This is a genomic window from Pseudomonas sp. AMR01 (assembly GCF_041946035.1).
Lineage (GTDB): Bacteria > Pseudomonadota > Gammaproteobacteria > Pseudomonadales > Pseudomonadaceae > Aquipseudomonas > Aquipseudomonas antarctica_B.
The window spans coordinates 15,616-37,977 of the sequence record NZ_JAUTYR010000037.1; the positions used below are offsets into that span (position 1 = coordinate 15,616).

Sequence of the window (22,362 nt, forward strand, 5' to 3'; positions counted from 1 at the left end):
ACGGTCGAGCGAAAAATTATGGACATAATTTTTTACTCATATTATGGTCGAAATATAAATTAATCCAGCCCCGGATAATCCTCATGGCAAACGCCCCGGCACCTTCACGCAGCTTGCTGTTTTTATTGGTCGCCCTCACGGCGCTGGGTGAGGTGTCGACCCAATTGCTCATCCCCGGCTTGGGCGTCATCGAGCAGGTGCTGGGGGCGCAACCGGGTTCGGCGTTGATGGCGCTGTCGGCATTTGTCGCCGCATTTGGCCTCGGGCAACTGCTGTTCGGGCCGCTGTCGGACCGCATTGGACGTCGCCCGGTGTTGATCGGCGGCCTGGTGCTGTACGTGCTGGCGACGCTGGCGATGTTGCTGGTCAGCGATATCCACCAATTCATCGCCGCCCGCGTAGTGCAAGGCCTGGGCGCCTGCGCCGCGCTGGTGCTGGCGCGCACCGTGGTGCGCGACGTATGGAAAGCCGAAGCGGGGCCGGCCCTTGCGCTGACCATGATCGGCATGCTCTACGCGATTGTTGTTGCGCCGATGGTCGGCGGTTTGCTGATCAAGCTATTCGGCTGGCACGCGCCGATCATGCTGGCGCTGTTGATCGGCAGCGTAGTGCTGGTCATCGCGCTGTTGTTCTTTCGTGAAAGCAATCACCACCTCGACCCCAAGGCCGGCCACTGGCGCACCCTTGGCGGCCAATACCTGGATGTGCTCAAGGGCCGCCAGTACCGCGCGTATGCCGTAGCGTTGGCCTGCACTTACGGCGCAATGTTCGCGGTAATCGCCGGCTCATCGGCGGTATTTATCAACCTGTTGGGGTTCAGCAGCCTGGAGTACGGCATCAATTTTGGCCTGATCGTGTCGATGCTCATCGTCGGTTCCACCTATGCCCGGCGCAACATCATGCGCTTGGGGCCGCAGCGTATTGTGGCGATTGGCGTGACAATGGTGGCCGTTGGCGGGGTTTCAGCCTTGGTGATTTACGAGCTCTTCGGGCTGTCTGTATGGGGCCTGGATATCCCGGTGGCGCTGGTCACCCTGGGCGGCGGCCTGGTGTTGCCCGGTTCGGTCACCGGCGGTGTGATGCCCAACGCTCACCGCGCGGGTTTGGCGGCGGGTCTGATGGGTTTTTCGCAGATGTTGGGTGCAACGTGCAGCGGCCTTTTATTGAGCCATCTGCGAGATGGCAGTGCCGCGCCGATGATCATCATCCAGGCGTGTTTTGCACTGACGGCCTTTGTCGCGTTCCACCTGCTTCGCGAGCGACGGGTGCAAGCACTGTCCTGCACGTAGAACAATCCGGGCTGGTTTTGCCGGCTAGTGCATAGCGGCAGGTGGGCTTATGGTGTAGGCACTCTGGAGGTACACCATGAAAAAGCTTATCGGCATCTACACCAGCCCCCGCGCCCATTGGGTCGGCGACGGCTTTCCGGTGCGCACACTGTTTTCCTACGACGCAATGGGAAAGCACATCAGCCCATTCCTGTTGCTGGACCACGCCGGCCCGGCGCACTTCACGCCCACCGACCAACGTCGTGGCGTCGGCCAACACCCGCATCGCGGCTTTGAAACGGTGAGCATCGTCTACGACGGCGAGGTCGAGCACCGCGATTCCACGGGCGCCGGCGGCACAATCGGTCCTGGCGACGTGCAATGGATGACGGCGGCCAAGGGCATCCTCCACGAAGAGTTCCACTCCGAAGCCTTTGCCCGCAGCGGCGGCGCGTTGGAGATGGTGCAACTGTGGGTCAACCTGCCGGCCAGGGACAAAATGGCCGACGCCGGTTACCAGACCATCGTTGATGGCGATATTCCGGTGCTGCCACTGGCAAATGACGCCGGGCAACTGCGCCTGATTGCCGGAGAGTTCGCCGGAGTGTCCGGGCCTGCGCGCACCTTCACGCCTATCGACGTGTGGGACCTGCGCTTGAACGCCGCAAAAGCGCTGACGCTCGACCTGCACGCCGGGCGCAATACCGCCTTGGTGATCCTGCGCGGCACGCTGCTGATCAATGGTGAAGAAGTGGCGCGCCAGGGGCAGCTTGCATTGTTTGAGCGTGACGGCAGCAGGCTCACCCTGCAAGCCAGCGACGATGCCAAGGTGTTGCTGCTCAGCGGCGAGCCGATCGACGAACCCATCGTCGGCCACGGCCCGTTCGTGATGAACACCGAGCAGGAAATCCACCAGGCGTTTGCCGACTTTCAGTCGGGTCGGTTTGGGCAGATGCAATTCTGAAGGCTTGTCTCAATATCCCTGTGGGAGCGGGCTTGCTCGCGAAGGCGGTAGTTCAGTCAGTATATGTATCGACTGATACACCGCATTCGCGAGCAAGCCCGCTCCCACATTTTGCTCTGCGCTATACCCGGCATCTTCAATTCATGCGATCTTCTGGGCATTCGCCCTGGAGTCGCCTGGATGCCCTCATTTATCACCGATCACCCGATGTTTTGCGCCATGGTGCTGATCTTGATCGACATCGCCGTATGGCGCCTTATCTCCGCCGACCTCGCGAACTGGAAGCTCGCGGCGCGGCTGGTGATTTTCGCGGTTTTCAGCGCCGTGTTGTTCAACGACGGCATGAACCCCATGCAGGTCGCGCCCTATGTCGGCAACACAGCTTTGCACCTGGCGGCCACTGCGTTGCAGATCGGCTGGTGGCTGTTTGCTGCGCGCACGCTCACGGTGCTACTCGGCACGCTGATGCTGCAGCGGGTCGGCCACACTGGGCGGCTGCTGCAGGATATCGTGGGCGCGATGATTTTCCTGGTTGCGATCATCGCCGCCATGGCTTACGTGCTCGACCTGCCGGTCAAGGGTGTGCTGGCCACCTCGGGCGCCGTGGCGATCATCGTCGGCCTGGCGTTACAGAGCACACTCAGCGACGTGTTTTCCGGGATCGTGCTCAACACCACCAAACCGTACCAGATTGATGACTGGATCTCGATTGATGGAACCGAAGGCCGGGTGACTGATATCGACTGGCGCGCCACACGGCTGCAGACCTCCCAGGGCAGCATGGCGGTCATTCCCAATTCCCTGGCAGCCAAGGCCAAGATCATCAACTTTTCGCGCCCGGCGGACATGTTCGGGCTGGCGGTGAACGTGCAAGTCAGCCCGCATGCGCGCCCGCAAGTGGTGATTGAGGCGCTGGAGCGGGCGATGCAAGGGTGCCGGCCACTGTTGGCCAACCCTGCGCCGAGTGTGGCGTTCAAGACGTCCGTCAGTGGTGGCGTGGACTATGAAATCAGCGGGTTTGTGCCGGCCATGGCGCTGAAACGCGAAGTGCGCAACCAGCTTTATGATTTGGCGTTTCGGCACTTGCAGGCGGCTGGTGTGGGGTTGCTGTCTGCGACCGAAAGCAGTACGCCGCCGGTGATGTCCGGCGCTCGGGCGCTTTTGGAGCGTTCGTCGATTTTCTCGACGTTGCGTCAGGAGGAAAAGGAGACGTTCAGCCAGAACATGACGCTGCACACTTACCGTACCGGGGAGATGATCTTGCCGGCGGGGGAGGTCAGTGATCACCTGTTCATTGTGGAATCCGGTGTGGTGTCGGTGATGTTGATCAAGGGCGGTCACAAGTTCGAGGCCGGGCGGATGGGGCCGGGAGAGGTGATTGGCGAGGCGGGGGTTTTGTCTGATCAGGCGACATTGGCGGACTTTACGGCGAAGACGTTCTGTACGTTGTATCGCATTGAGAAGGAGTATTTGAAGCCTTGTCTGGATGCGCGGCATGACATCAGTGAGGCCATGAAAGCATTGCTGGATTTCAGGGTGCATGCGGCGCAGGCGTTGACGCAGGATGCGCCGGTGGTGCCGGTCAAGAAGGGCTTTATTCAGTGGTTGAGGGACAGAGGGTTGTAAAACGATCCGTCGCGGCGTTCGGCCCCGTGGCCGGACGGGGCGCCTGAGATGCCGACGTAAGCCTTAGAAATTCACCGTTGCACTCAAGCGCGCCGTCAACGGCGCGCCCTGGAACAGGTAGTCATCGCCCATGTATTCGCCTGTGTCGCGCCAGTAGCGCTTGTCGAACAGGTTGTCGACGCTCAGGCGAAACACCGTCTCATAGCCGTCCACTTTAGTGGTGTAACGGCTGCCGACATTGACCACTGCGTAGTCTCCCACCTCCACATTGCCGGTGCGATTGGCGTACTTTTTCGCGCTGTATTGCACACCGCCCAGCACGGCCAAACCATTCACCCACGGCAGCGCGTAATCGGCGTACACACTGGCACGAAGTGTTGGCACATTGATCGCCTGATGGCCTTCGTAATCCGGCGTACCACTGCCGGTCACGCGCGCGCGGATTGCTGCGACGCTGGTTGCAATTTGCAGGCGCTCGGTCGCCCAGCCGTTGGCGGAGAGTTCCAGCCCGGTGTTTTTTTGTTCGCCCTGTTGCACATAGGTGAACGCGCCAGTGCCGTCCGGCTTGGCGTATTGATAAGCCTGACGCGTCTGGAACACGGCGGCGGCGAAGCTGATGCGGCGCCAGTCGTATTTCACGCCGGCTTCAATTTGCCGAGACACGGTCGGCGCCAGTGTTTCGCTTGAGTTGTCGGCGAACCACGGCGCGGTGCCGCCCAGGGACAAACCCTTGCTGTAACTGGTGTACAGCGACACGTTTTCCACGGGTTTGTAGATCAACGAAGCTTGGGGCAGGAACACGTATTGCTGGGTGTGGCGCGTCTCAGTGCCGTCTTTGTCAAAAGCCTGCTCATCCAGGCGTACTTCGCGCCCGCCGATGAGGGGCTGCCACTGCTCATTGAAGCTGATACGGTCAGTGACAAACACCCCGTACTGGCGGCTGTCGAGGTTTCGATGGCTGTCGTTCAGCGGTTTGTCGGTTGTGGCAAATGTTGGCGCGTCTTCGTTGATAGTGCCGCTGCCGATGTAGTCGTTCACTGCATCGCGCTTGTCGACCACCCGACGAAACGCGCTGGTGCCGAAGGTCAGTTCATGGCCCAGCCCTGCGGTGTCGAACAGCCCGGTCATGGCCGCCTGCACTTCGTCGTCACGGCGCGTGTCATCGGGGCTGCGGTAGTCGTAGATGTCGTAGTCACCTTCCGGGCTGAAGGTGTTGGCGTTGCAGGTACCTACGTAGTAACAGCCCCAGGCGAACGAGCTGTAGTCGTCAATTACCACTTTGCTGCGCGCCGCGCTGACACTGCCTTTCCACTGATCGCTGAAACGGTACTCAAACTTGCCGTTCAAGTTCAACGAGTCAATGCCAACCTGATGCGAGCCGCTTTGATGCCCCAACAGCTTTTTCGGCGATGGGTCATGCGGCACTTCGGTGCCGCCCAACAACTGATACCCCGGCACCGAGCGCTGCTGCTTGTTCTGGTATTCCGCATCCAGCTGCAACACCGCATCCGGGCTGATGTTCCAGTCGAATGCCAGGGACAGGAAGTCGCGCTGGCCATTGGCGTGTTCCACATAGGAATTGAGGTCTTCATGGGCGACGTTGGCGCGCACGCCGAACTGCTGCTCGCTGCCAAACCAGCCGCCGACATCCGTGGCGATATAGCCGCTGCCGCGATCATCGGTGGACACCGTCACCGAGCGCACATCCTCCGGGCGCTTGGTCACGTAGTTGATCACGCCGCTGGGCTCGGAAATCCCGCTCTGCAAACCGGCCAGGCCCTTGAGCACTTCGACCTGCTGTTTGTTTTCCAGGGCGACGTTCTGCTCGCCGGTGATGGTGCGCCCGTTGATTTTGTAGCTGCTCGCCGCGTTCAGTGAGAAGCCGCGCACCACGAAGTTTTCGTAGTAGCCGACGGGTGCGTAGCTGTCGCCGACCGAAGCGTCGTTGCGCAGCACGTCGCTGAGCAGGCGCGCTTGCTGGTCCTTGATCATGGCCGCGTTGATCACGGTGATCGAGGCCGGCGTGTCGAGCAGCGGGGCTTCATTGAAACCGCCGACCGAGGCGGTGTCAGTGCGATAACCGGACTCGTCCTGGCCCTGAACCTTCACCGCAGGCAGTTCTATTTCAGCCGCGAAGCTATTGCCGATGCCACCGCTGAGCAGCAGGCCGAGGGCGAAACGTGAAGGTGGGAACGAGCGAAAACGCAAAACCATGGGGGCAAGGCCTTAGAGCGCAGGGCGGGAAGGGCGCATAAGCTAGGCATATCGGCAGGGTTTTACAAGCTATGGAGAAGGGATCTATCACGGCGCAGCATCAAATGTGGGAGCAGGCTTGCCTGCGATGGCAGTGTGTCAGGGAGCGGGGCCGACCTTCACCGACGGCCTGGAGCAGATGCTCAAAGACGCCACGGCCAAGTCCGGGCGTAGTGCGCGGGACGAGGCCGATGTGTTTGTGCGCCATGCGCGGCCTACGTCGATCATCCAGCGAGCGGCCAATGTGGATGAAGTCGCCAACCTGGTGGCGTACAGTGCTTCATCCCTGTCGTCTGCCCGACAGCATGGCTATCTGAATTCTTTTTTATTGTCAGGAGTATTTATTGTGGCAACAGCATCTTCAGTAATTGAAATCCCGGTGTCGGCGGATCAGGTCTGGCAATTGGTCGGTGGCTTTAACTCATTGCCGGACTGGCTGCCGTTTATCGTCAAGAGCGAAGCAAGCGACGGCGGGCGTGTGCGTCATCTGGAAACAGCGGATGGCGGCGTGGTGGTCGAGCGGCTGCAGAGCTTTGAAAACGTGGCACGCACCTACAGCTACTCCATCGAGCAATCGCCGTTTCCGGTGAGCGCTTATCTGGCCACGTTGAAGGTTGAGGCGTTGACGGAGTCGTCGGCAAAAGTGACCTGGTCCGGCGTGTTTACCCCGGCAGCGGGGACTACGGATGCAGAGGTCGAGGAGTTATTTACCGGCGTATACAGCGGTGGGCTTGAGGCGCTCCGGGCTAATTTCTAACAGCCGCAGCGAGTCCAATGTGGGAGCTGGCTTGCCTGCGATGGCGGTGTATCAGGCAAACTGTTTATTGTCTGGACTACCGCTATCGCAGGCAAGCCAGCTCCCACAGGGTTTTGTGGTGTTTGGGCTCTCAGGGTTATTCAGGCATCAATTGCTGGCGGCATTCCAGCACCAAACACGCACCGCCGCTGAGGCTGGAACCGACTTCCAGCTTGAACCCGTGCAAGTTGATGATCGCCGCCACAATCGACAAGCCCAACCCGAACCCGCCTTGCTGGTCGCTTTCGTCCACGCGATAAAAGCGCTGGAACACCGCATCCCGTTCGGCCTTCGGAATGCCCGGCCCCGAGTCGTGCACTTCGATGCGTGTACTGCCGGCGTCATTGACCGCGCGCAGAATCACTTCACCGCCCGCCGGGGAGAACTTGATCGAGTTGCTCAGCAGGTTGGCCAGGGCTTCAAACAACAGCGCCCGGTCACCGGTGATCCACGGCAGCGATTCCGGCACGTCCAGCACCAGTTGCAGCTCGCCTTCTTCGGCCAGAGGCAGGTAGAAGTCATGCAATTCACGCAGCAGCGGCAACGGGTCCATCACCAGGAAGCCGGAGCGGCGCTGGTGGTCTTCCAGTTCCGAAATACGCAACAACCCGCGAAATCGCGCCATCAGGGTGTCGGTTTCAGCGATTGCATCGTCGAGTTTGACCGCGTGGGCGGAGTCTTCCTCGGCTTGTTGCTTGATGCGGTACAACTGCGCGCGCAGGCGCGTGAGCGGGGTGCGCAGGTCGTGGGCGATGTTGTCGCACACGCCCTTGACCTCGTTCATCAGCTTTTCGATACGGTCGAGCATCGCGTTGACGATGGCCGCGAGCATGTCCAGTTCGTCACGCCGGTTAGACAGCGGCAGGCGGTGCGTCAGGTCGCCGGCGACGATGGCCTCGGCGCTGGCCTGGATGACACGAATCCGGCGCAAGGGGCGTCGGCGTAACAGATGCCAGCCAGCAGCACCTGGAATGATCGTCAGGGACAGCGCCCACAACAGCGCATGCCAGATGATGCGGGTCACGCCAAACAGCGAACCGTTGGCGCGCACCAGTACCAGCCAGCGACCGTCTTCGGTGTGGGTGGCCACGGCGTCGCAGCTGTCTTTGGGCAGTTTGGGGTCGTCGGAATCGACGCAGTTGGCCAGTGCGTGGATCTTGCCGTCCAGCGGCAGGTCTGGCGGTACGGCGCGGATCGGCCCGCTCAGGGGGCGAAATTGCTCATCGAACAGGCCATAGGCGTCCACGCCCTTCATGTCGAAGGTCATGCTGGTGGTCAGGGCTTCCACCAGTTCTTCGCCGTCAAAACGTTGAAACAGGTGCTGGCGCTGCATCAGGGAGTGGCGCGACAAATCGCCCAGGTACCCGGACACTTCGTAATACAGCACCCCCATGAGGATGCAGCTCCAGGCCACGAACAGTGAACTGTAAAGCGCCAGCAAACGGCTGCTGGAAGAGCGCCAACCCTTAGAGGGGTTCAGCAATGACATAGCCGGAACCTCGTACCGTGCGAATCAGCGGCGTCAGGCCCGGTGGGTCGATCTTCTTGCGCAAGCGACCGATGTGCACGTCGATCAGGTTGGTGCCCGGGTCGAAGTGATAGCCCCAGACTTCTTCAAAGATCATCATCCGCGAAAGGATCTGCCCGGTGTTGCGCATCAGGAATTCGAGCAATTTGTATTCGGTGGGCAGCAGGCTCAGCGGCTGGTCGGCACGGCTGGCTTCGCGGCTGATCAGGTTGAGTTCCAAATCCGCCACGCGCAGGGCGGTTTCGAAATCTTTGACCGTGCTTTTGCGGCGCAACAGCACTTCGACGCGGGCCGCCATTTCGTCGGAGGCGAACGGCTTGGTCAGGTAATCATCGCCGCCGGCACGCAAGCCGCGAACCCGTTCGTCGACATCGGAGAGGGCGCTGATCATCAGGATAGGCGTCGAAACCCCGATAGTGCGCAAGGTGGTGACGATGGCCAGGCCATCCAGCTCCGGCAGCATGCGGTCGAGGGTGATCAGATCGTAATCACCACTCACAGCGCGGACCAGGCCTTCGCGGCCGTTGTCCACCCAATCTACGTCCAGTCCATGGCTACTCAGCTCAGCGACGATCTCGCGGGCCGTTACGGCGTCATCCTCGATGGTCAAAATACGGGTCATAGGATTACCTGGTGAGCGATTCACACTAGAAGTGCGGGTATTTTGCCAACAAATACCTGAACGCTTCCTAAATTAAACTTCATGTTGGCAAAAATGACACAAATTTCATGAGCGCTGCTCACCTCTGTGGGAGCTGGATTGCCTGCAATGGCAGTGAATCAATCGCACAGTAATAGCCTGACACGCCGCTATCGCAGGCAAGCCAGCTCCCACAGGTGCTGTGTTCAAGCAGGGAATGCATAACGCCCGCTTGAAACTGTCGATTCTTGCAAATTGCAAGGTTCAGGTAAGTTCAATTTATCTAACTCATTGAAACCAAAGACAATTAATTTTTGCGACGACTGGCATGGTGCCTGCACTGTCCCTTTTGAGACTTGTAACGCCATTTTTCCTGCCGGGAGCTAAACAACAATGATCACATCCTCATCCACGCTGCAAGAGTCGAGCGCCGTCTCCGGGGTTTCCTGGGGGGCGATATTCGCAGGGGCCGCTGCGGCCGCGGCACTCTCCCTGATTCTGGTATTGCTGGGCTTCGGCCTGGGCTTTTCGGCGGTATCGCCGTGGGCTGACAGCGGTATCAGCGCCAAGGGCCTTGGCATTTCCACGATCGTCTGGCTGGCATTTACCCAGATCATCGCATCGGGCCTGGGCGGCTACATCGCCGGCCGTTTGCGCGTCAAATGGGCCAACATGCACGGCGATGAGGTGTACTTTCGCGACACCGCTCACGGCTTCCTGGCCTGGGCAGTTGCCACCTTGGTCACCGCTGTATTGGTGGTCGGTTCGGTCAGCAGTGTCGTCAGCGGCGGTGTGAAAGCCGGTGCCAGCGTTGCTTCGGGCGCCGCCAGTGGCCTGACTCAAGCAGCCGGCGGTGCAGCCAAAGGAGCCAACAGCGGCGACTTCGACTACTACGTCGACAGCCTGTTTCGCGATGATCGCCCAGCCGCCGTCAGTGATGACGCCGTTCACGGTGTTGTTGCACGCATCTTCACCCGCACCCTGAGCAACGACGGCCAACTGGCTCCAGAAGACCGTACTTACCTGGCCCAGTTGATCAGCCAGCGCACCAACCTCAGCCAGGCTGACGCCGAAGCGCGTATTGACAAAGTCTACGGCGATGCCCGTAAAGCGATTGAAGATGCCAAGGTCAAAGCCAAGCAAGCCGCTGACGCTGCTGCAAAAGCCGCTGCTTATGCGTCGCTGTGGACCTTTGTGTCGCTGTTGATCGGTGCGTTCTTCGCCAGCTTCGCAGCCACCTTTGGCGGTCGCCGTCGGGATGCTGTGGTGTATGTCGAAACTGAAAACTTTGTTCGTTAATTAAGGAAGACCCTCATGCGCTCATTACTTCTGTGGTTCCTCGGTGTGCCAATCCCGCTCATCATCCTGATCGCGATTTTCATGCACTAAAACCGAGCCAGGCTCGTTCCCCTGTGGGAGCGGGCTTGCCCGCGAAGGCGGTCTGCCAGCTGATCATGAGCTGGCTGACACAGCGCTTTCGCGAGCAAGCCCGCTCCCACTTTTGTTTTTGTGCAGGGTCAGCCAGCCTGTGACCAGCAGGGCGCTGGCGACGCAGGTCATGATAACCAACGGTTGAGAAGTGCCGTCGGATAACAGCCCGGTCACCCAACTGCTAACTGCCGTCAGGAACATCTGGATAAAAAAGAACAAGCCCGACGCTGTTCCCGCAATCGCCCCGTACGGCTGCAACACCGACAGTTGGCACGCCGGAATCACCATCCCCACCGACACCATGATCACCACCATCGGCAGCACAATCGCCAGCCAGTGCTGCGGCAACGCCGTGGTTGCGAGGGCGAGCACCAGGCTGCCCAGCACGTTCAGGCCGATGCCGGCGTTGATCAGGCGGTCGGCTTCATACCGCAGCACCAGGCGCCGAAACAGATTGGCGCCGAGCATGTAGCCGCTGATGGTCGCGGCAAATACCAGCGCGTACGCCGTGGCAGACAGCTGAAAGCCGCGCTGCAGCAGCGCCGATGACTCGCTGATAAACGGGAAATACGTGCTGTATACGCAGCCGATTGCCAGGGCGTAGCGCAGGAAGTAACGGTCGCGCAGCAGTTGGCCGTAGAGGCGCATCAGGTTGGCTGGTGGTGCGCCGGCCACTTCAAGCGGGCGGGTTTCCGGGAGGCGGCGATAGACCACCAGGTACAGCACCGCGCCGATTACGCCGAGCACCACAAATAATCCACGCCAGTTGATAAAGGGCAGCATCAGGCTACCCAGCACCGGCGCAGCCATGGGCGATATGGCCATGGCCATGGAGATCAGGCCGAGCAGGCGCGCCTGTTCAGCGCGGTCGAAATAATCGCGCACGATCACGCGGCCGATCACGGTGGTGCAGCAACCGCCAAGGGCCTGGAACAGACGAGCGACGATCAGCGTGCCTATGCTGTCGGCAAGGGCGCAGGTCACGGTCGCCAGCACATACAGGAACAGCCCGACCAGCAACACCGGTCGGCGGCCGAAACGGTCGGTCAACGGGCCGCTGACCAGCAAGGAGATCGCCGAGCCCAGGGTGTAAAGCGTGAGCACCAGTTGGAGCTGGCTGTCGCGGGTGTGAAAATAATCAGCCATGCCGGGCAGGGCCGGCAGGTGCAGGTCCAAGGTGATGCGCGGCAAGGCGATCAGCACGGTCAGCAGGGCCAGCCAGAACCCGGTGGAGAGGGCGCGTTGAGTCATGGGGAGCTTCTTCGCAAAGGGTAGAGCCCGAACTCTACCGGCGTTGTGGTTTAATTCTGTGAGCCACTTATGCCAGGGAAGAATGGACCACTATGAGCCGAGGAAAAGCTGCAAATGCACTCGACCTGCCGCGCCCGGATGCACTGAACGCGGGCAAGCAGCAGGGCGCGTACGAGGCCTTGCGCGGGGCGATCCTGAGCCGGCAATTACCGGCGGGCAGTCGATTGCCGTCTACGCGCAGCCTGGCCGAACGCTGGCTGGTGTCCCGAGGTACGCTGGAAGCGGCGTTCGAGCGCCTGCATATCGAAGGTTATGTGCAACGGGTGGCAGGCTCCGGCACACGGGTGTGCGCGGTGATTCCCGAGCAGTTTATTGCGGCCCCGGTGCCGAGTGGGGCTGCGCGCCGTGAGGTCGTCGCCGATCAGCCGGAGGCTGGCGTGCAAAGCCACGTACCGTTTGTGGCGCGGCGCCCGGACGCGAGTTTGTTTGACCTCAAAAGCTGGGCGCGGTGTATCTCCCGAGGCCTGCTTTCGGCGGGGCCTGGGGTGCTGGAAGCCGCGCACACCGCCGGGTTGCCGGCGTTGCGCGACCAAATCGCCGACTACCTGCGCAGCTATCGCGGCATGCGATGCGAGGCCGATGAGGTGATTGTCACCACCGGCATTCGGCATGCCCTCGACCTGATCGCGCGCACGCTGCTCAAACCCGGCGACACGGTCTGCGTTGAAGATCCCGGCTATAAACCGGCGCGACGCCTGTTCAGCCTGGCAGGCGCGCAGGTTCAGGCCATTGCGGTCACCGATGAAGGGCTGGATACCGCCAGGCTCCCCGACACTGCGCGCCTGGCCTACGTCACGCCCGCGCATCAGGCGCCGCTGGGCATGACCCTGTCGGTGTCGCGTCGCCTTGCTCTGCTGGACTGGGCCGCACGCGCCGACGCGTGGGTGATCGAGGACGATTACGACAGCGAGTACAATTACAACAGCGCGCCGCTGGCCGCGCTTAAATCCCTGGATGGCGCCGACCGGGTTATCTACTGCGGCAGCTTCAACAAAAACCTGTTTCCCGGCTTGCGCGTGGGATTCATGGTGGTGCCCAGGGCGCTGCGTCCGACGTTGCTGCGAACTTTGCGACTCACGGGGCATTCGGTGGGCGCCACGGATCAATTGGGCCTGCTCGAATTCATGCGCAGCGGGGCGTTTGTGCGCCACCTGCGTGCCTCGCGCCAGGCCTATCAGGCGCGGCGCGACGCCTTGCTCGATTGTCTGCCGCCAGGCTGCACGGTCAGCGGTCAACAGGCCGGGCTGCACTTTGTGCTGTGGTTGCCTTCAGGTGTCGAAGAAGCGGATTTCTGCACCCGCGCCGCTGCGGTCGGGCTGACATTGCAGCCGCTGGGCACGTTCTGCCGGGAGGCACGTTTGCCGCCGGCGGTGATTATCGGCTACACCGCGTTGACCCTCGCGCAGATCCGCTATCACGGCCGAATACTCACGCAATTGTTAATAGCGGCTTAACCCCCGCTGGGTCGAGCGCCGAGCCTTGCCCAGCTCCCACAGCGAAGGTTGGGGGCAACAGGGTCAGTCATCAAACCCAACCTGCTCATGAATCTCATCCACCTTCAATTCCAACCGATATGCCACGGCAATAAACAGCGCCTGACACAGGCACAACGTCGCACTCAACGAGCGAAACGCAAACGACGACCCTTCATTGACCAACAACACCGCGTTCGCCCGCTTGGCCAGGGGCGACAGGTTGCTGTCTGTGATGATCAGCGTTTTAGCCTGGTGATGCTGCGCAATGCGCAGGCAGTGTTGGGTCTCTTTGCCATACGGCGTAAAGCTGATCGCAATCACCAAATCATTTGCGCGCACGCTGCGCATCTGCTCGCGATAGCTGCCGCCCAGGCCTGAGATCAGGTGAATACGCTTGTTGGTGTGTTGCAGGTTGTAGACCAGGTAATCCGCCACCGCGAAGGAACGGCGAACCCCGACGACGTAGATGTTGTCGGCATTCACGACCAAATCCACCGCCTTCTCGAACGCCACATCATCCAGCTCCAACCCAAGCCGCTCGATGCCCGACAGCGTGGCATTCACGCACTCGCGCGCCAGGTCGCCGCCGCTGGCTTTCTGCGACTTGTTGGCGATCATGCTGCGAATGCGCTGCTGGTAGTTTTGCACCGGCGTGGTTTTGTGGGTGTAGGCCTCGCGAAACAGCGCCTGCATTTCACTGAAGCCACTGAAGCCGAAACGCTGGGAAAACCGCACGATGGCCGACGGGTGCACTTCGCACTCGCGGGCGATGTCGCTGATGCGGTCGACCATGATCCGGTCGCTCTGCTGGCTCATGTAGCTGGCGATGCGTTTGAGTTGGCGCGGCAGGCTTTCGTATTCGTCGGTGATCAGCTGCAACAGGCGCTCTGCATTGAGCGGGGGGCTGGCGAGAGCGTCTTCTGAAGGGGTCTCGGGCATGGGCAATCCTTCTGGCTTGTTCTTCTGGTGCGCGATGGGTGGCGCAAGTCTACAGCGTAGGCGCAAAAAAATACCCCGGCATCACGGCGCACGTGGCCTGCTGAAACGATGCACGCTCGGGGCAGAGCCTTTGTGTGTGTTTATTGGAAAAAATATTCCACTAAAAATAATTATGGAATAAATATTGATTGGTGTCGCTGAACGTTCTAGTCTGGCTTCACCAAGAGCGTTTGCCGTCGCCACGGCGGCACAACGCAGGCTGATAAAAATAACAGGAGCCAGCATGGGCCAGACTCGTTTTGCCAGTGGGCGTCAATTGGATCTGATTTGCCTCGGGCGCCTGGGCGTCGACCTCTATGCACAGCAAGTCGGTGCGCGGCTTGAGGACGTGTCCAGCTTTGCCAAGTACCTCGGTGGGTCCTCCGCCAATATTGCCTTCGGCACTGCAAGGCTTGGGCTCAAGTCGGCGATGCTGAGCCGGGTAGGGGACGACCATATGGGCCGCTTTCTGCTCGAATCCCTGGCCCGCGAAGGCTGCGATGTCAGCGGCATCAAGGTCGACCCGGAGCGCCTCACCGCCTTGGTGCTGCTCGGCCTCAAGGACCGCGAAACCTTCCCTCTGGTGTTCTACCGCGAGAACTGCGCCGACATGGCCCTGCGCGCCGAAGACATCAGCGAGGCATTCATTGCCTCCAGCAAGGCGCTGCTGATCACCGGCACGCATTTCTCCACTGACGGCGTGTACAAAGCGAGCATTCAGGCGCTGGACTATGCCGCCAGGCACAACGTCAAGCGCGTGCTGGATATCGACTACCGCCCGGTGCTGTGGGGCCTGGCGGGCAAGGCTGACGGCGAAACCCGTTTTGTCGCCGACCAGACCGTCAGCGCGCACGTGCAGAAAATCCTGCCGCGCTTTGACTTGATCGTCGGCACCGAAGAAGAATTTTTGATCGCTGGCGGCAGTGAGGATCTGCTTACCGCATTGCGCACCGTGCGTGAACTGACCCCGGCCACGTTGGTGGTCAAGCTCGGCCCCCAAGGCTGCACGGTGATCCACGGCGCAATTCCTGCGCGTCTGGAAGACGGTGCGATTTACCCCGGCGTGCGGGTTGAAGTGCTAAACGTGCTCGGCGCCGGCGATGCCTTTATGTCGGGCTTTCTCAGCGGCTGGCTCGACGACGCCAGCGATGAGCGTTGCAGCCAGTTAGCCAACGCTTGCGGTGGCCTCGTCGTTTCCCGTCACGCCTGCGCCCCGGCCATGCCGACCCCGGCCGAACTGGATTACCTGTTCAACAGCCCGGTGCCGATCACCCGGCCCGACCAGGACGTGACCCTGCAACGCCTGCACCGCGTCACGGTGCCGCGCAAATCCTGGAAGCAGCTGTTTGTGTTTGCGTTCGATCACCGCTGGCAGTTGGTAGACCTGGCGCAAAAAGGCGGCCAGGACCCGACCCGCATCAGCGACATCAAGCAGCTGTTTATTCAGGCCATCGAACGCGTGGAAACGAAGCTGGCCGAGCAAGGCGTCGAAGCCGACGTGGGCCTGCTGGCCGATCAACGCTTTGGCCAGGACGCGCTGAACGCCGCCAGCGGTCGTGGCTGGTGGATCGCGCGCCCGGTGGAAGTGCAGAACTCGCGCCCGCTGGCGTTTGAACACGGTCGCTCGATTGGCAGCAACCTGATCGCCTGGCCTCAAGAGCAAATCATCAAGTGCCTGGTGCAATACCACCCGGACGACGAACCGATGCTGCGCCTGGAACAGGAAGCGCAACTCAAGGCGGTGTATGAAGCGTCACTGGTCAGCGGCCATGAATTGCTGCTCGAAGTCATCCCGCCTAAGGATCACCCATCCACTTACCCGGATGTGCTCTATCGCAGCCTCAAGCGCCTGTACAACCTGGGTATCTACCCGGCGTGGTGGAAGATCGAGGCGCAGTCGGCCGAGGACTGGAAAAAGCTCGACGAACTGATTCAGGAACGCGACCCGTACTGCCGTGGCGTGGTGCTGCTGGGCCTGAACGCCTCGGCCGAATGCCTCGCCGACGGCTTCAGGCAAGCCAGCCAGAGCCGCACATGCCGCGGCTTTGCCGTCGGCCGCACGATCTTCCAGGAACCGAGCCGTTTGTGGATGGCGGGGGAGATTGACGATGAGGTGTTGATTCAGCAAGTGCAGGCGACGTTCGAGCAACTGATCAATGCCTGGCGAAGTTCCCGAACCTAAACCCGCTTCTTGAATGTGGAATGCAATCAAATGTGGGAGCGGGCTTGCTCGCGAATGCGGTGGTTCAGTTACAGAAGTGTTGCCTGACACACCGCGTTCGCGAGCAAGCCCGCTCCCACATAAAGCAGAACTCAGTGATATCTGAACAATAACAATAGGTGCAGCCATGCCCGCAATCCGAATTGGCATCAACCCGATCTCTTGGAGCAACGACGACCTGCCGGCCTTGGGCGGTGAAACGCCCCTGAGCACCGCCCTGAGCGAAGGCAAGGACATCGGCTACGAAGGCTTCGAGCTCAACGGCAAATTCCCCAAAGACGCCAAAGGTGTCGGCGACGTGCTGCGCCCCTACGACCTGGCGCTGGTCTCCGGCTGGTACTCCAGCCGCCTGGCCCGCTGTTCGGTGGCGCAAGAAATCGAAGCCATCGCCGGCCATGTCGAGCTGCTTAAACACAACGGCGCCAAGGTATTGGTGTACGGCGAAGTCGCCGATTCCATCCAGGGCTCCAAAGTCCGCCTGATCGAACGCCCGCGTTTTCACAGCGAACAGGCCTGGCAGGACTACGCCGACAAACTCACCGAACTCGCGCGTTTCACCCTGTCTCAGGGCGTGCGCCTGGCCTACCACCACCATATGGGCGCCTACGTCGAATCCCCGGAAGACATCGACCAGCTAATGAGCCGCACCGGCCCGGAAGTCGGCCTGCTGTTCGATTCGGGCCACTGCTACATGGGCGGTGGCGAACCCCTTGAGGTGCTGCGCAAACACATCGACCGCGTCTGCCACGTGCACTTCAAGGACGTGCGCAAACCGGTGGTGCAACTGGCGCGCAACCAGATGTGGAGCTTCCCCGACTGCATCGTCAACGGCACCTTCACCGTGCCCGGCGACGGCGATATCAACTTTGCCGAATTGCTCGATGTGCTGCTCGCTGCCCGTTACGAAGGCTGGCTGGTGGTGGAGGCCGAGCAGGACCCGGCAGTGGCGCCCAGCTATATCTATGCGAAAAAAGGCTATGACACCTTGCGCGCGCTTCTCAACGAGAGGACTTGAGTGATGAGCTTGTTGGTCAAAAGCAACAAACGTGGGCAAACCATGGTCGCCCTCGAAGACGGGCGCCTGGAGTACGTCGGCTTTGCCGCCTACCGCCTGAGCCTGGGCGAAACCCTGCCGGTTACCCCCGGCGATCAGGAGCTGTGCCTGGTGCTGCTCAGCGGGCGCGTGAACATCGAAGGCGAGGGCTTCAACTGGCAGAACCTCGGCGATCGCCAGTCGGTGTTTGACGACAAATCCCCGTTCGCCGCCTACCTGCCGCCGGCCACCGACGCCCAGGTCACCGCGTTGAGCGACGTGCAGATTGCCGTCTGCGCCGCGCCCGGTGCGCCTGGCTACAAACCCCGCCTGATTCGCCCGGAACAGTGCAAGCGCAGTGTGCGTGGCAAAGGCGCCAACACCCGTTACGTGTGCGACATCCTGCCCGACAGCGAGCCTGCCCATTCGCTGCTGGTGGTGGAAGTGCGCACGCCGTCCGGGCATTCGTCGAGCTACCCGCCGCACAAGCACGACACCGATGATTTGCCGCACCAGAGCTTTCTCGAAGAAACCTACTACCACCAGATCAACCCGCCCCAGGGCTACGTGTTTCAGCGCGTCTACACCGACGACCGCAGCATTGACCAGGCCATGGCCGTGGAAAACAGCGACCTCGTCGTCGTGCCCAAGGGTTACCACCCGGTCAGCGTGCCGTATGGCTACGAGTCTTATTACCTGAACGTGATGGCCGGGCCCAAGCGCGCCTGGCATTTCCATAACGACCCGCAGCACAGCTGGCTGCTGGACCTCTAATCGGTTTTGACGGAGAACAACAACAATGAAATCGCCTCTACGCTTTGCCCTTAACCGCATGGTCGCGCCTAACCTTTCCCTGCCGGATTTTATCCAGTTGGCGGCGGCACTGAAATGCGATGCCATCGAGATCCGCAACGACCTCAAGGGCCACGAAATCGAATTTGGCACGCCCGCCAGCCGCGTCCGTGAGTTGTGTGCGGTGCAGGGCATTACGGTGCTGTCGATCAACGCGCTGTACCCCTTTGATGTATGGAATGACGAGCGCCGCGCCCAGACGATCAAGCTGGCTACCTATGCCCGTGAATGCGGTGCCCAGGGGTTGGTGATGTGCCCGCTCAATGAGCGTGGCGACACCCGCACTGAAGCCCAGCGTGCCGCCGGCCTGCGTACGGCGTTGAGCGAGCTGGCGCCGATCCTGCGCGAGTACGGCATTCTTGGCTTCATCGAGCCACTGGGCTTTGAAGAATGCGCCCTGCGCCGCAAACGCGTGGCGGTGGACGCGATCCAGTCCATCGGCGGCCTTGATGTGTTCCGCCTGGTGCACGACACCTTCCATCACCACCTGGCCAGCGAGCATGAGTTCTTCCCTGAACTGACTGGGCTGGTGCATATCTCCGGCGTGGAAGACGCCGACGCGCCGCTCAATTCGATCCGCGACGGCCACCGCGTGCTGGTGGGCGAGGGCGATATCCTCGGCAATGCGGCGCAGATCGACACCTTGCTGAGTACCGGATACAGCGGCTACCTGTCGTTTGAGCCGTTCGCTGAAAGTGTGCATGAGCTTGCGGATATCCAGCAGGCGTTGGGGGCAAGCATCACTCACTTGCGAAATTCCCGAACCTGACGCCGATCAAACCTGTGGGAGCTGGCTTGCCTGCGATAGCGGTCTGTCAGTAGCAAATAAGGTGCCTGCCACGCCGCCATCGCAGGCAAGCCAGCTCCCACATTGGATATCTGCTGATCAATGGAATTGCATTTACACAGGGTGCACGTGATGACCACAACACGATTGACCATGGCCCAGGCCCTGGTGAAGTTTCTGGATAACCAATACATCGAAGTCGATGGCGTGCAGAGCAAGTTCGTCGCCGGGATTTTCACGATTTTCGGCCACGGTAACGTACTGGGCCTGGGCCAGGCGCTGGAGCAGGACAGCGGCGACCTGATCGTGCATCAAGGTCGCAACGAGCAAGGTATGGCCCACGCCGCCATTGGCTTCGCCAAGCAACACCTGCGCCGCAAAATTTACGCCTGCTCGTCCTCGGTAGGCCCCGGCGCGGCAAACATGCTCACCGCTGCCGCGACCGCAACGGCCAACCGTATCCCGCTGCTGCTGTTGCCCGGCGATGTCTACGCCAGCCGCCAGCCGGACCCGGTGTTGCAACAGATCGAGCAATTTCACGACCTGAGCATCAGCACCAACGACGCGTTTCGCTCGGTGAGTAAATACTGGGACCGCATCAACCGCCCCGAGCAGTTGATGACCGCTGCCATTCACGCCATGCGCGTGCTCACCGACCCTGCCGAAACCGGCGCGGTGACCCTCGCGTTACCCCAGGATGTGCAGGCCGAAGCCTGGGACTATCCTGACTATTTCCTGCAAAAGCGCGTGCACCGTATCGAGCGTCGCCTGCCCACCGAAGCGATGATTGGCGATGCGCTGGCGGCTTTTCGCGGCAAGCGCAAGCCGCTGATCATCTGCGGCGGCGGGGTCAAATACGCCGGTGCGAATGCCGCGTTGCAAGCGTTTGCCGAGCGTTTTGATATTCCTTTCGCGGAAACCCAGGCCGGCAAGAGCGCTGTGGTGTCCAGCCACCCGCTGAACCTTGGTGGTATCGGCGAAACCGGTTGCCTCGCCGCGAACCTGCTGGCGCCGGAAGCTGACCTGATTATCGGCATCGGCACTCGATACACCGATTTCACCACGTCATCGAAGTCACTGTTCAAGCACCCGCAGGTGACGTTCCTCAACCTCAATATCAGCCCGTGCGATGCACTGAAACTCGACGGCGTGCAGCTGCTGGCGGACGCCCGTGAGGGCCTCGAAGCCCTGGCTGCTGCGCTGGGTGACTACCGCTCCGACTGGGCTGACCAGCCCCGCGATGCCAAGGCGCAGCTGGATGCCGAGGTGGACCGTATCTACCAGGCCGATTACCAGAGCGAAAACTTCGTCCCGGAAATCAACGACCACATGGACCCGGCGGTGCTGCGCGAATTTATCGAGCTGACCGGTTCCTGCCTGACCCAAAGCCGCGTGCTTGGCGTGCTCAACGAAACCCTGGCCGACGACGCAATTATTGTCGCCGCCGCCGGCAGCCTGCCGGGTGATTTGCAACGCAGCTGGCGCAGCAAGGGGGTCAACACCTACCACGTCGAGTACGGTTATTCGTGCATGGGTTACGAGGTCAACGCCGCCCTGGGCGTGAAGCTCGCCGAGCCGCAGCGCGAGGTCTATGCGCTGGTGGGCGACGGCTCTTACATGATGCTGCACTCGGAGCTGGCCACCTCAATCCAGGAGCGTCGCAAGATCAACATAGTGCTGCTCGACAACATGACCTTCGGCTGCATCAACAACCTGCAGATGGAACACGGCATGGACAGCTTCGGCACCGAGTTCCGCTTCCGTAACCCTGAAACCGGCAAGCTCGACGGTGGGTTTGTGCCGGTGGATTTCGCCATGAGCGCAGCGGCCTATGGTTGCAAGACCTACAAGGTCAACACCGTGGAGCAGTTGCAGGCGGCGCTGGCCGATGCGCGCACGCAAACGGTGTCGACGCTGATCGATATCAAGGTGCTGCCCAAAACCATGATCCACAAATACCTGTCGTGGTGGCGGGTAGGTGTGGCGCAAGTGTCCACCAGCGCGCGCACTGACGCGGTGGCCAAACAACTCAATGAACGCCTGGCCAAGGCCCGGCAGTACTAACAACAAGAAGGAGTTTCCCATGTCTTTGAAGCTTGGAGTGATCGGTACGGGCGCCATCGGCCGTGACCATATTCGTCGTTGCAGCCAGACCTTGCTCAATAGCCAGGTGGTGGCGGTGACGGACATCAACCTTGAGCAAGCGGCCAAGGTGGTGGCTGACCTGAAACTGAGTGCCGAGGTGTATGCCGACGGCCATGCGCTGATCAATTCGCCGCAGGTCGAGGCGATTCTCGTGACGTCCTGGGGCCCGAGCCACGAAGAGTTCGTGCTGGCTGCCATCGCTGCAGGCAAGCCGGTGTTCTGCGAAAAACCCTTGGCCGTGACCGCCGAAGGCTGCCGCAATATCGTTGACGCCGAAGTGGCCTACGGCAAACGCCTGGTGCAAGTCGGCTTCATGCGCCCCTACGATGAAGGTTATCGCGCCCTGAAAGCCGTGATCGACAGCGGCCAGATCGGCGAGCCGTTGATGCTGCACTGCGCGCATCGCAACCCGACGGTGGGCGAGAACTACAAGACTGACATGGCGATCACCGACACCCTGATCCACGAGCTGGACGTGTTGCGCTGGCTGCTCAACGACGACTACGTGTCGGTTCAGGTGGTGTTCCCGCGCAAGTCGAGCAAAGCCCTGGCCCACCTGCGTGACCCGCAGATCGTATTGCTGGAAACCGCCAAAGGCACGCGTATCGACGTGGAAGTGTTTGTGAATTGCCAATACGGCTATGACATTCAGTGCGAAGTGGTGGGGGAGACCGGCATCGCCAAACTGCCGGAACCGTCGCAGGTGCAAATGCGCAGCGGTGCGAAGCTGTCGAATGCGATTCTGATGGACTGGAAAGACCGCTTTATCGGCGCGTACGACGTGGAATTGCAGGCGTTTATCGACAGCGTGCGTGCCGGACAAGTCGGCGGGCCGTCGGCGTGGGATGGTTATGCAGCAGCGGTGGCGGCGGATGCCTGCATCGAAGCGCAGAACAGCGAGCAGATCGTGAAAGTCGGCCTGCCGCCACGGCCGCATTTCTACGGTTAACCCTCAATCCGCAATTGGAATGCAATCAAATGTGGGAGCGGGCTTTTTGTGGCGAGGGAGCTTGCTCCCGCTGGGGTGCGAAGCGCCCCCAAAAGCAGGCGACTG

The 22,362-nt window shown here is 61.0% G+C and carries 17 protein-coding genes and 1 pseudogene; 13 read left to right on the forward strand and 5 right to left on the reverse strand.

Annotated features, from left to right (window positions below):
• Positions 1-83 precede the first annotated feature (83 nt).
• The 3 genes from Q7C20_RS22615 (at position 84) to Q7C20_RS22625 (ending at position 3,858) form a co-directional block, all read left to right on the forward strand.
• Entirely contained in the window at positions 84-1,289 is a 1,206-nt protein-coding gene (locus Q7C20_RS22615; RefSeq protein WP_375070370.1) for a multidrug effflux MFS transporter, read from the forward strand.
• 76 nt (positions 1,290-1,365) lie between these two features.
• Positions 1,366-2,232 (forward strand): pirin family protein, encoded by an 867-nt coding sequence (locus tag Q7C20_RS22620; protein ID WP_375070372.1) that lies wholly within the window; start codon positions 1,366-1,368, stop codon positions 2,230-2,232.
• Positions 2,233-2,412: 180 nt separating this feature from the next.
• Positions 2,413-3,858 (forward strand): mechanosensitive ion channel domain-containing protein, encoded by a 1,446-nt coding sequence (locus tag Q7C20_RS22625; protein WP_375070374.1) that lies wholly within the window; start codon positions 2,413-2,415, stop codon positions 3,856-3,858.
• 63 nt (positions 3,859-3,921) lie between these two features.
• Here Q7C20_RS22625 and Q7C20_RS22630 read toward each other — a convergent pair whose 3' ends face one another.
• Complete coding sequence (locus tag Q7C20_RS22630; RefSeq protein ID WP_375070375.1) at positions 3,922-6,072, reverse strand: TonB-dependent siderophore receptor; 2,151 nt, start codon at positions 6,070-6,072, stop codon at positions 3,922-3,924.
• Between the two features lie 82 nt (positions 6,073-6,154).
• Here Q7C20_RS22630 and Q7C20_RS22635 point away from each other — a divergent pair.
• Both Q7C20_RS22635 and Q7C20_RS22640 read left to right on the forward strand, forming a co-directional pair.
• Positions 6,155-6,409: pseudogene (locus Q7C20_RS22635) on the forward strand (oxidoreductase); the annotation flags it as partial.
• A 48-nt stretch (positions 6,410-6,457) separates the two neighbouring features.
• Positions 6,458-6,868 (forward strand): SRPBCC family protein, encoded by a 411-nt coding sequence (locus Q7C20_RS22640; RefSeq protein WP_375070399.1) that lies wholly within the window; start codon positions 6,458-6,460, stop codon positions 6,866-6,868.
• A gap of 136 nt (positions 6,869-7,004) precedes the next feature.
• On the opposite strand, the gene Q7C20_RS22645 is transcribed toward Q7C20_RS22640, so the two are convergent.
• Together Q7C20_RS22645 and Q7C20_RS22650 are read right to left on the reverse strand one after the other, a co-directional pair.
• Positions 7,005-8,396 carry a sensor histidine kinase gene (locus Q7C20_RS22645; RefSeq protein ID WP_375070377.1) on the reverse strand — a complete coding sequence of 464 codons (1,392 nt, stop codon included), beginning with the start codon at positions 8,394-8,396 and terminating at the stop codon, positions 7,005-7,007.
• A complete protein-coding gene (locus tag Q7C20_RS22650; protein WP_348059207.1) occupies positions 8,374-9,057 on the reverse strand; it encodes a response regulator transcription factor in 684 nt (227 codons plus the stop codon). Before Q7C20_RS22650 ends, Q7C20_RS22645 begins: the two co-directional genes overlap by 23 nt.
• A 411-nt stretch (positions 9,058-9,468) precedes the next feature.
• Between Q7C20_RS22650 and Q7C20_RS22655 the strand changes: the two genes are divergently transcribed.
• The gene (locus Q7C20_RS22655) at positions 9,469-10,374 is read left to right on the forward strand and encodes a hypothetical protein (RefSeq protein WP_375070380.1); all 906 of its coding nucleotides are present in this window, start codon (positions 9,469-9,471) and stop codon (positions 10,372-10,374) included.
• A 153-nt stretch (positions 10,375-10,527) separates the two neighbouring features.
• Here the strand turns inward: Q7C20_RS22655 and Q7C20_RS22660 are convergent, their stop codons facing one another.
• Entirely contained in the window at positions 10,528-11,757 is a 1,230-nt protein-coding gene (locus Q7C20_RS22660; RefSeq protein WP_375070381.1) for a multidrug effflux MFS transporter, read from the reverse strand.
• 92 nt (positions 11,758-11,849) lie between these two features.
• Here Q7C20_RS22660 and Q7C20_RS22665 point away from each other — a divergent pair, with 92 nt between their 5' ends.
• The gene (locus Q7C20_RS22665) at positions 11,850-13,271 is read left to right on the forward strand and encodes a PLP-dependent aminotransferase family protein (RefSeq protein WP_375070383.1); all 1,422 of its coding nucleotides are present in this window, start codon (positions 11,850-11,852) and stop codon (positions 13,269-13,271) included.
• Between the two features lie 63 nt (positions 13,272-13,334).
• Here the strand turns inward: Q7C20_RS22665 and Q7C20_RS22670 are convergent, their stop codons facing one another.
• The gene (locus Q7C20_RS22670; RefSeq protein ID WP_348059215.1) at positions 13,335-14,231 is read right to left on the reverse strand and encodes a MurR/RpiR family transcriptional regulator; all 897 of its coding nucleotides are present in this window, start codon (positions 14,229-14,231) and stop codon (positions 13,335-13,337) included.
• 283 nt (positions 14,232-14,514) lie between these two features.
• Between Q7C20_RS22670 and iolC the strand changes: the two genes are divergently transcribed.
• The 6 genes from iolC (at position 14,515) to Q7C20_RS22700 (ending at position 22,257) form a co-directional block, all read left to right on the forward strand.
• Complete coding sequence (gene iolC, locus Q7C20_RS22675; protein ID WP_375070385.1) at positions 14,515-16,452, forward strand: 5-dehydro-2-deoxygluconokinase; 1,938 nt, start codon at positions 14,515-14,517, stop codon at positions 16,450-16,452.
• Positions 16,453-16,618: 166 nt separating this feature from the next.
• A complete protein-coding gene (gene iolE, locus Q7C20_RS22680) occupies positions 16,619-17,506 on the forward strand; it encodes a myo-inosose-2 dehydratase (protein ID WP_375070387.1) in 888 nt (295 codons plus the stop codon).
• A gap of 3 nt (positions 17,507-17,509) precedes the next feature.
• Complete coding sequence (gene iolB, locus Q7C20_RS22685) at positions 17,510-18,298, forward strand: 5-deoxy-glucuronate isomerase (protein WP_375070388.1); 789 nt, start codon at positions 17,510-17,512, stop codon at positions 18,296-18,298.
• A gap of 25 nt (positions 18,299-18,323) precedes the next feature.
• Positions 18,324-19,145, forward strand: a complete 822-nt coding sequence (locus Q7C20_RS22690; protein ID WP_348059223.1) for a TIM barrel protein — start codon at positions 18,324-18,326, stop codon at positions 19,143-19,145.
• A gap of 150 nt (positions 19,146-19,295) precedes the next feature.
• On the forward strand, positions 19,296-21,227 hold the full coding sequence (gene iolD, locus Q7C20_RS22695; RefSeq protein WP_375070390.1) for a 3D-(3,5/4)-trihydroxycyclohexane-1,2-dione acylhydrolase (decyclizing): 1,932 nt from the start codon (positions 19,296-19,298) through the stop codon (positions 21,225-21,227).
• A gap of 19 nt (positions 21,228-21,246) precedes the next feature.
• Positions 21,247-22,257 (forward strand): Gfo/Idh/MocA family protein, encoded by a 1,011-nt coding sequence (locus Q7C20_RS22700; RefSeq protein WP_375070391.1) that lies wholly within the window; start codon positions 21,247-21,249, stop codon positions 22,255-22,257.
• The last annotated feature ends 105 nt before the right edge of the window (positions 22,258-22,362 follow it).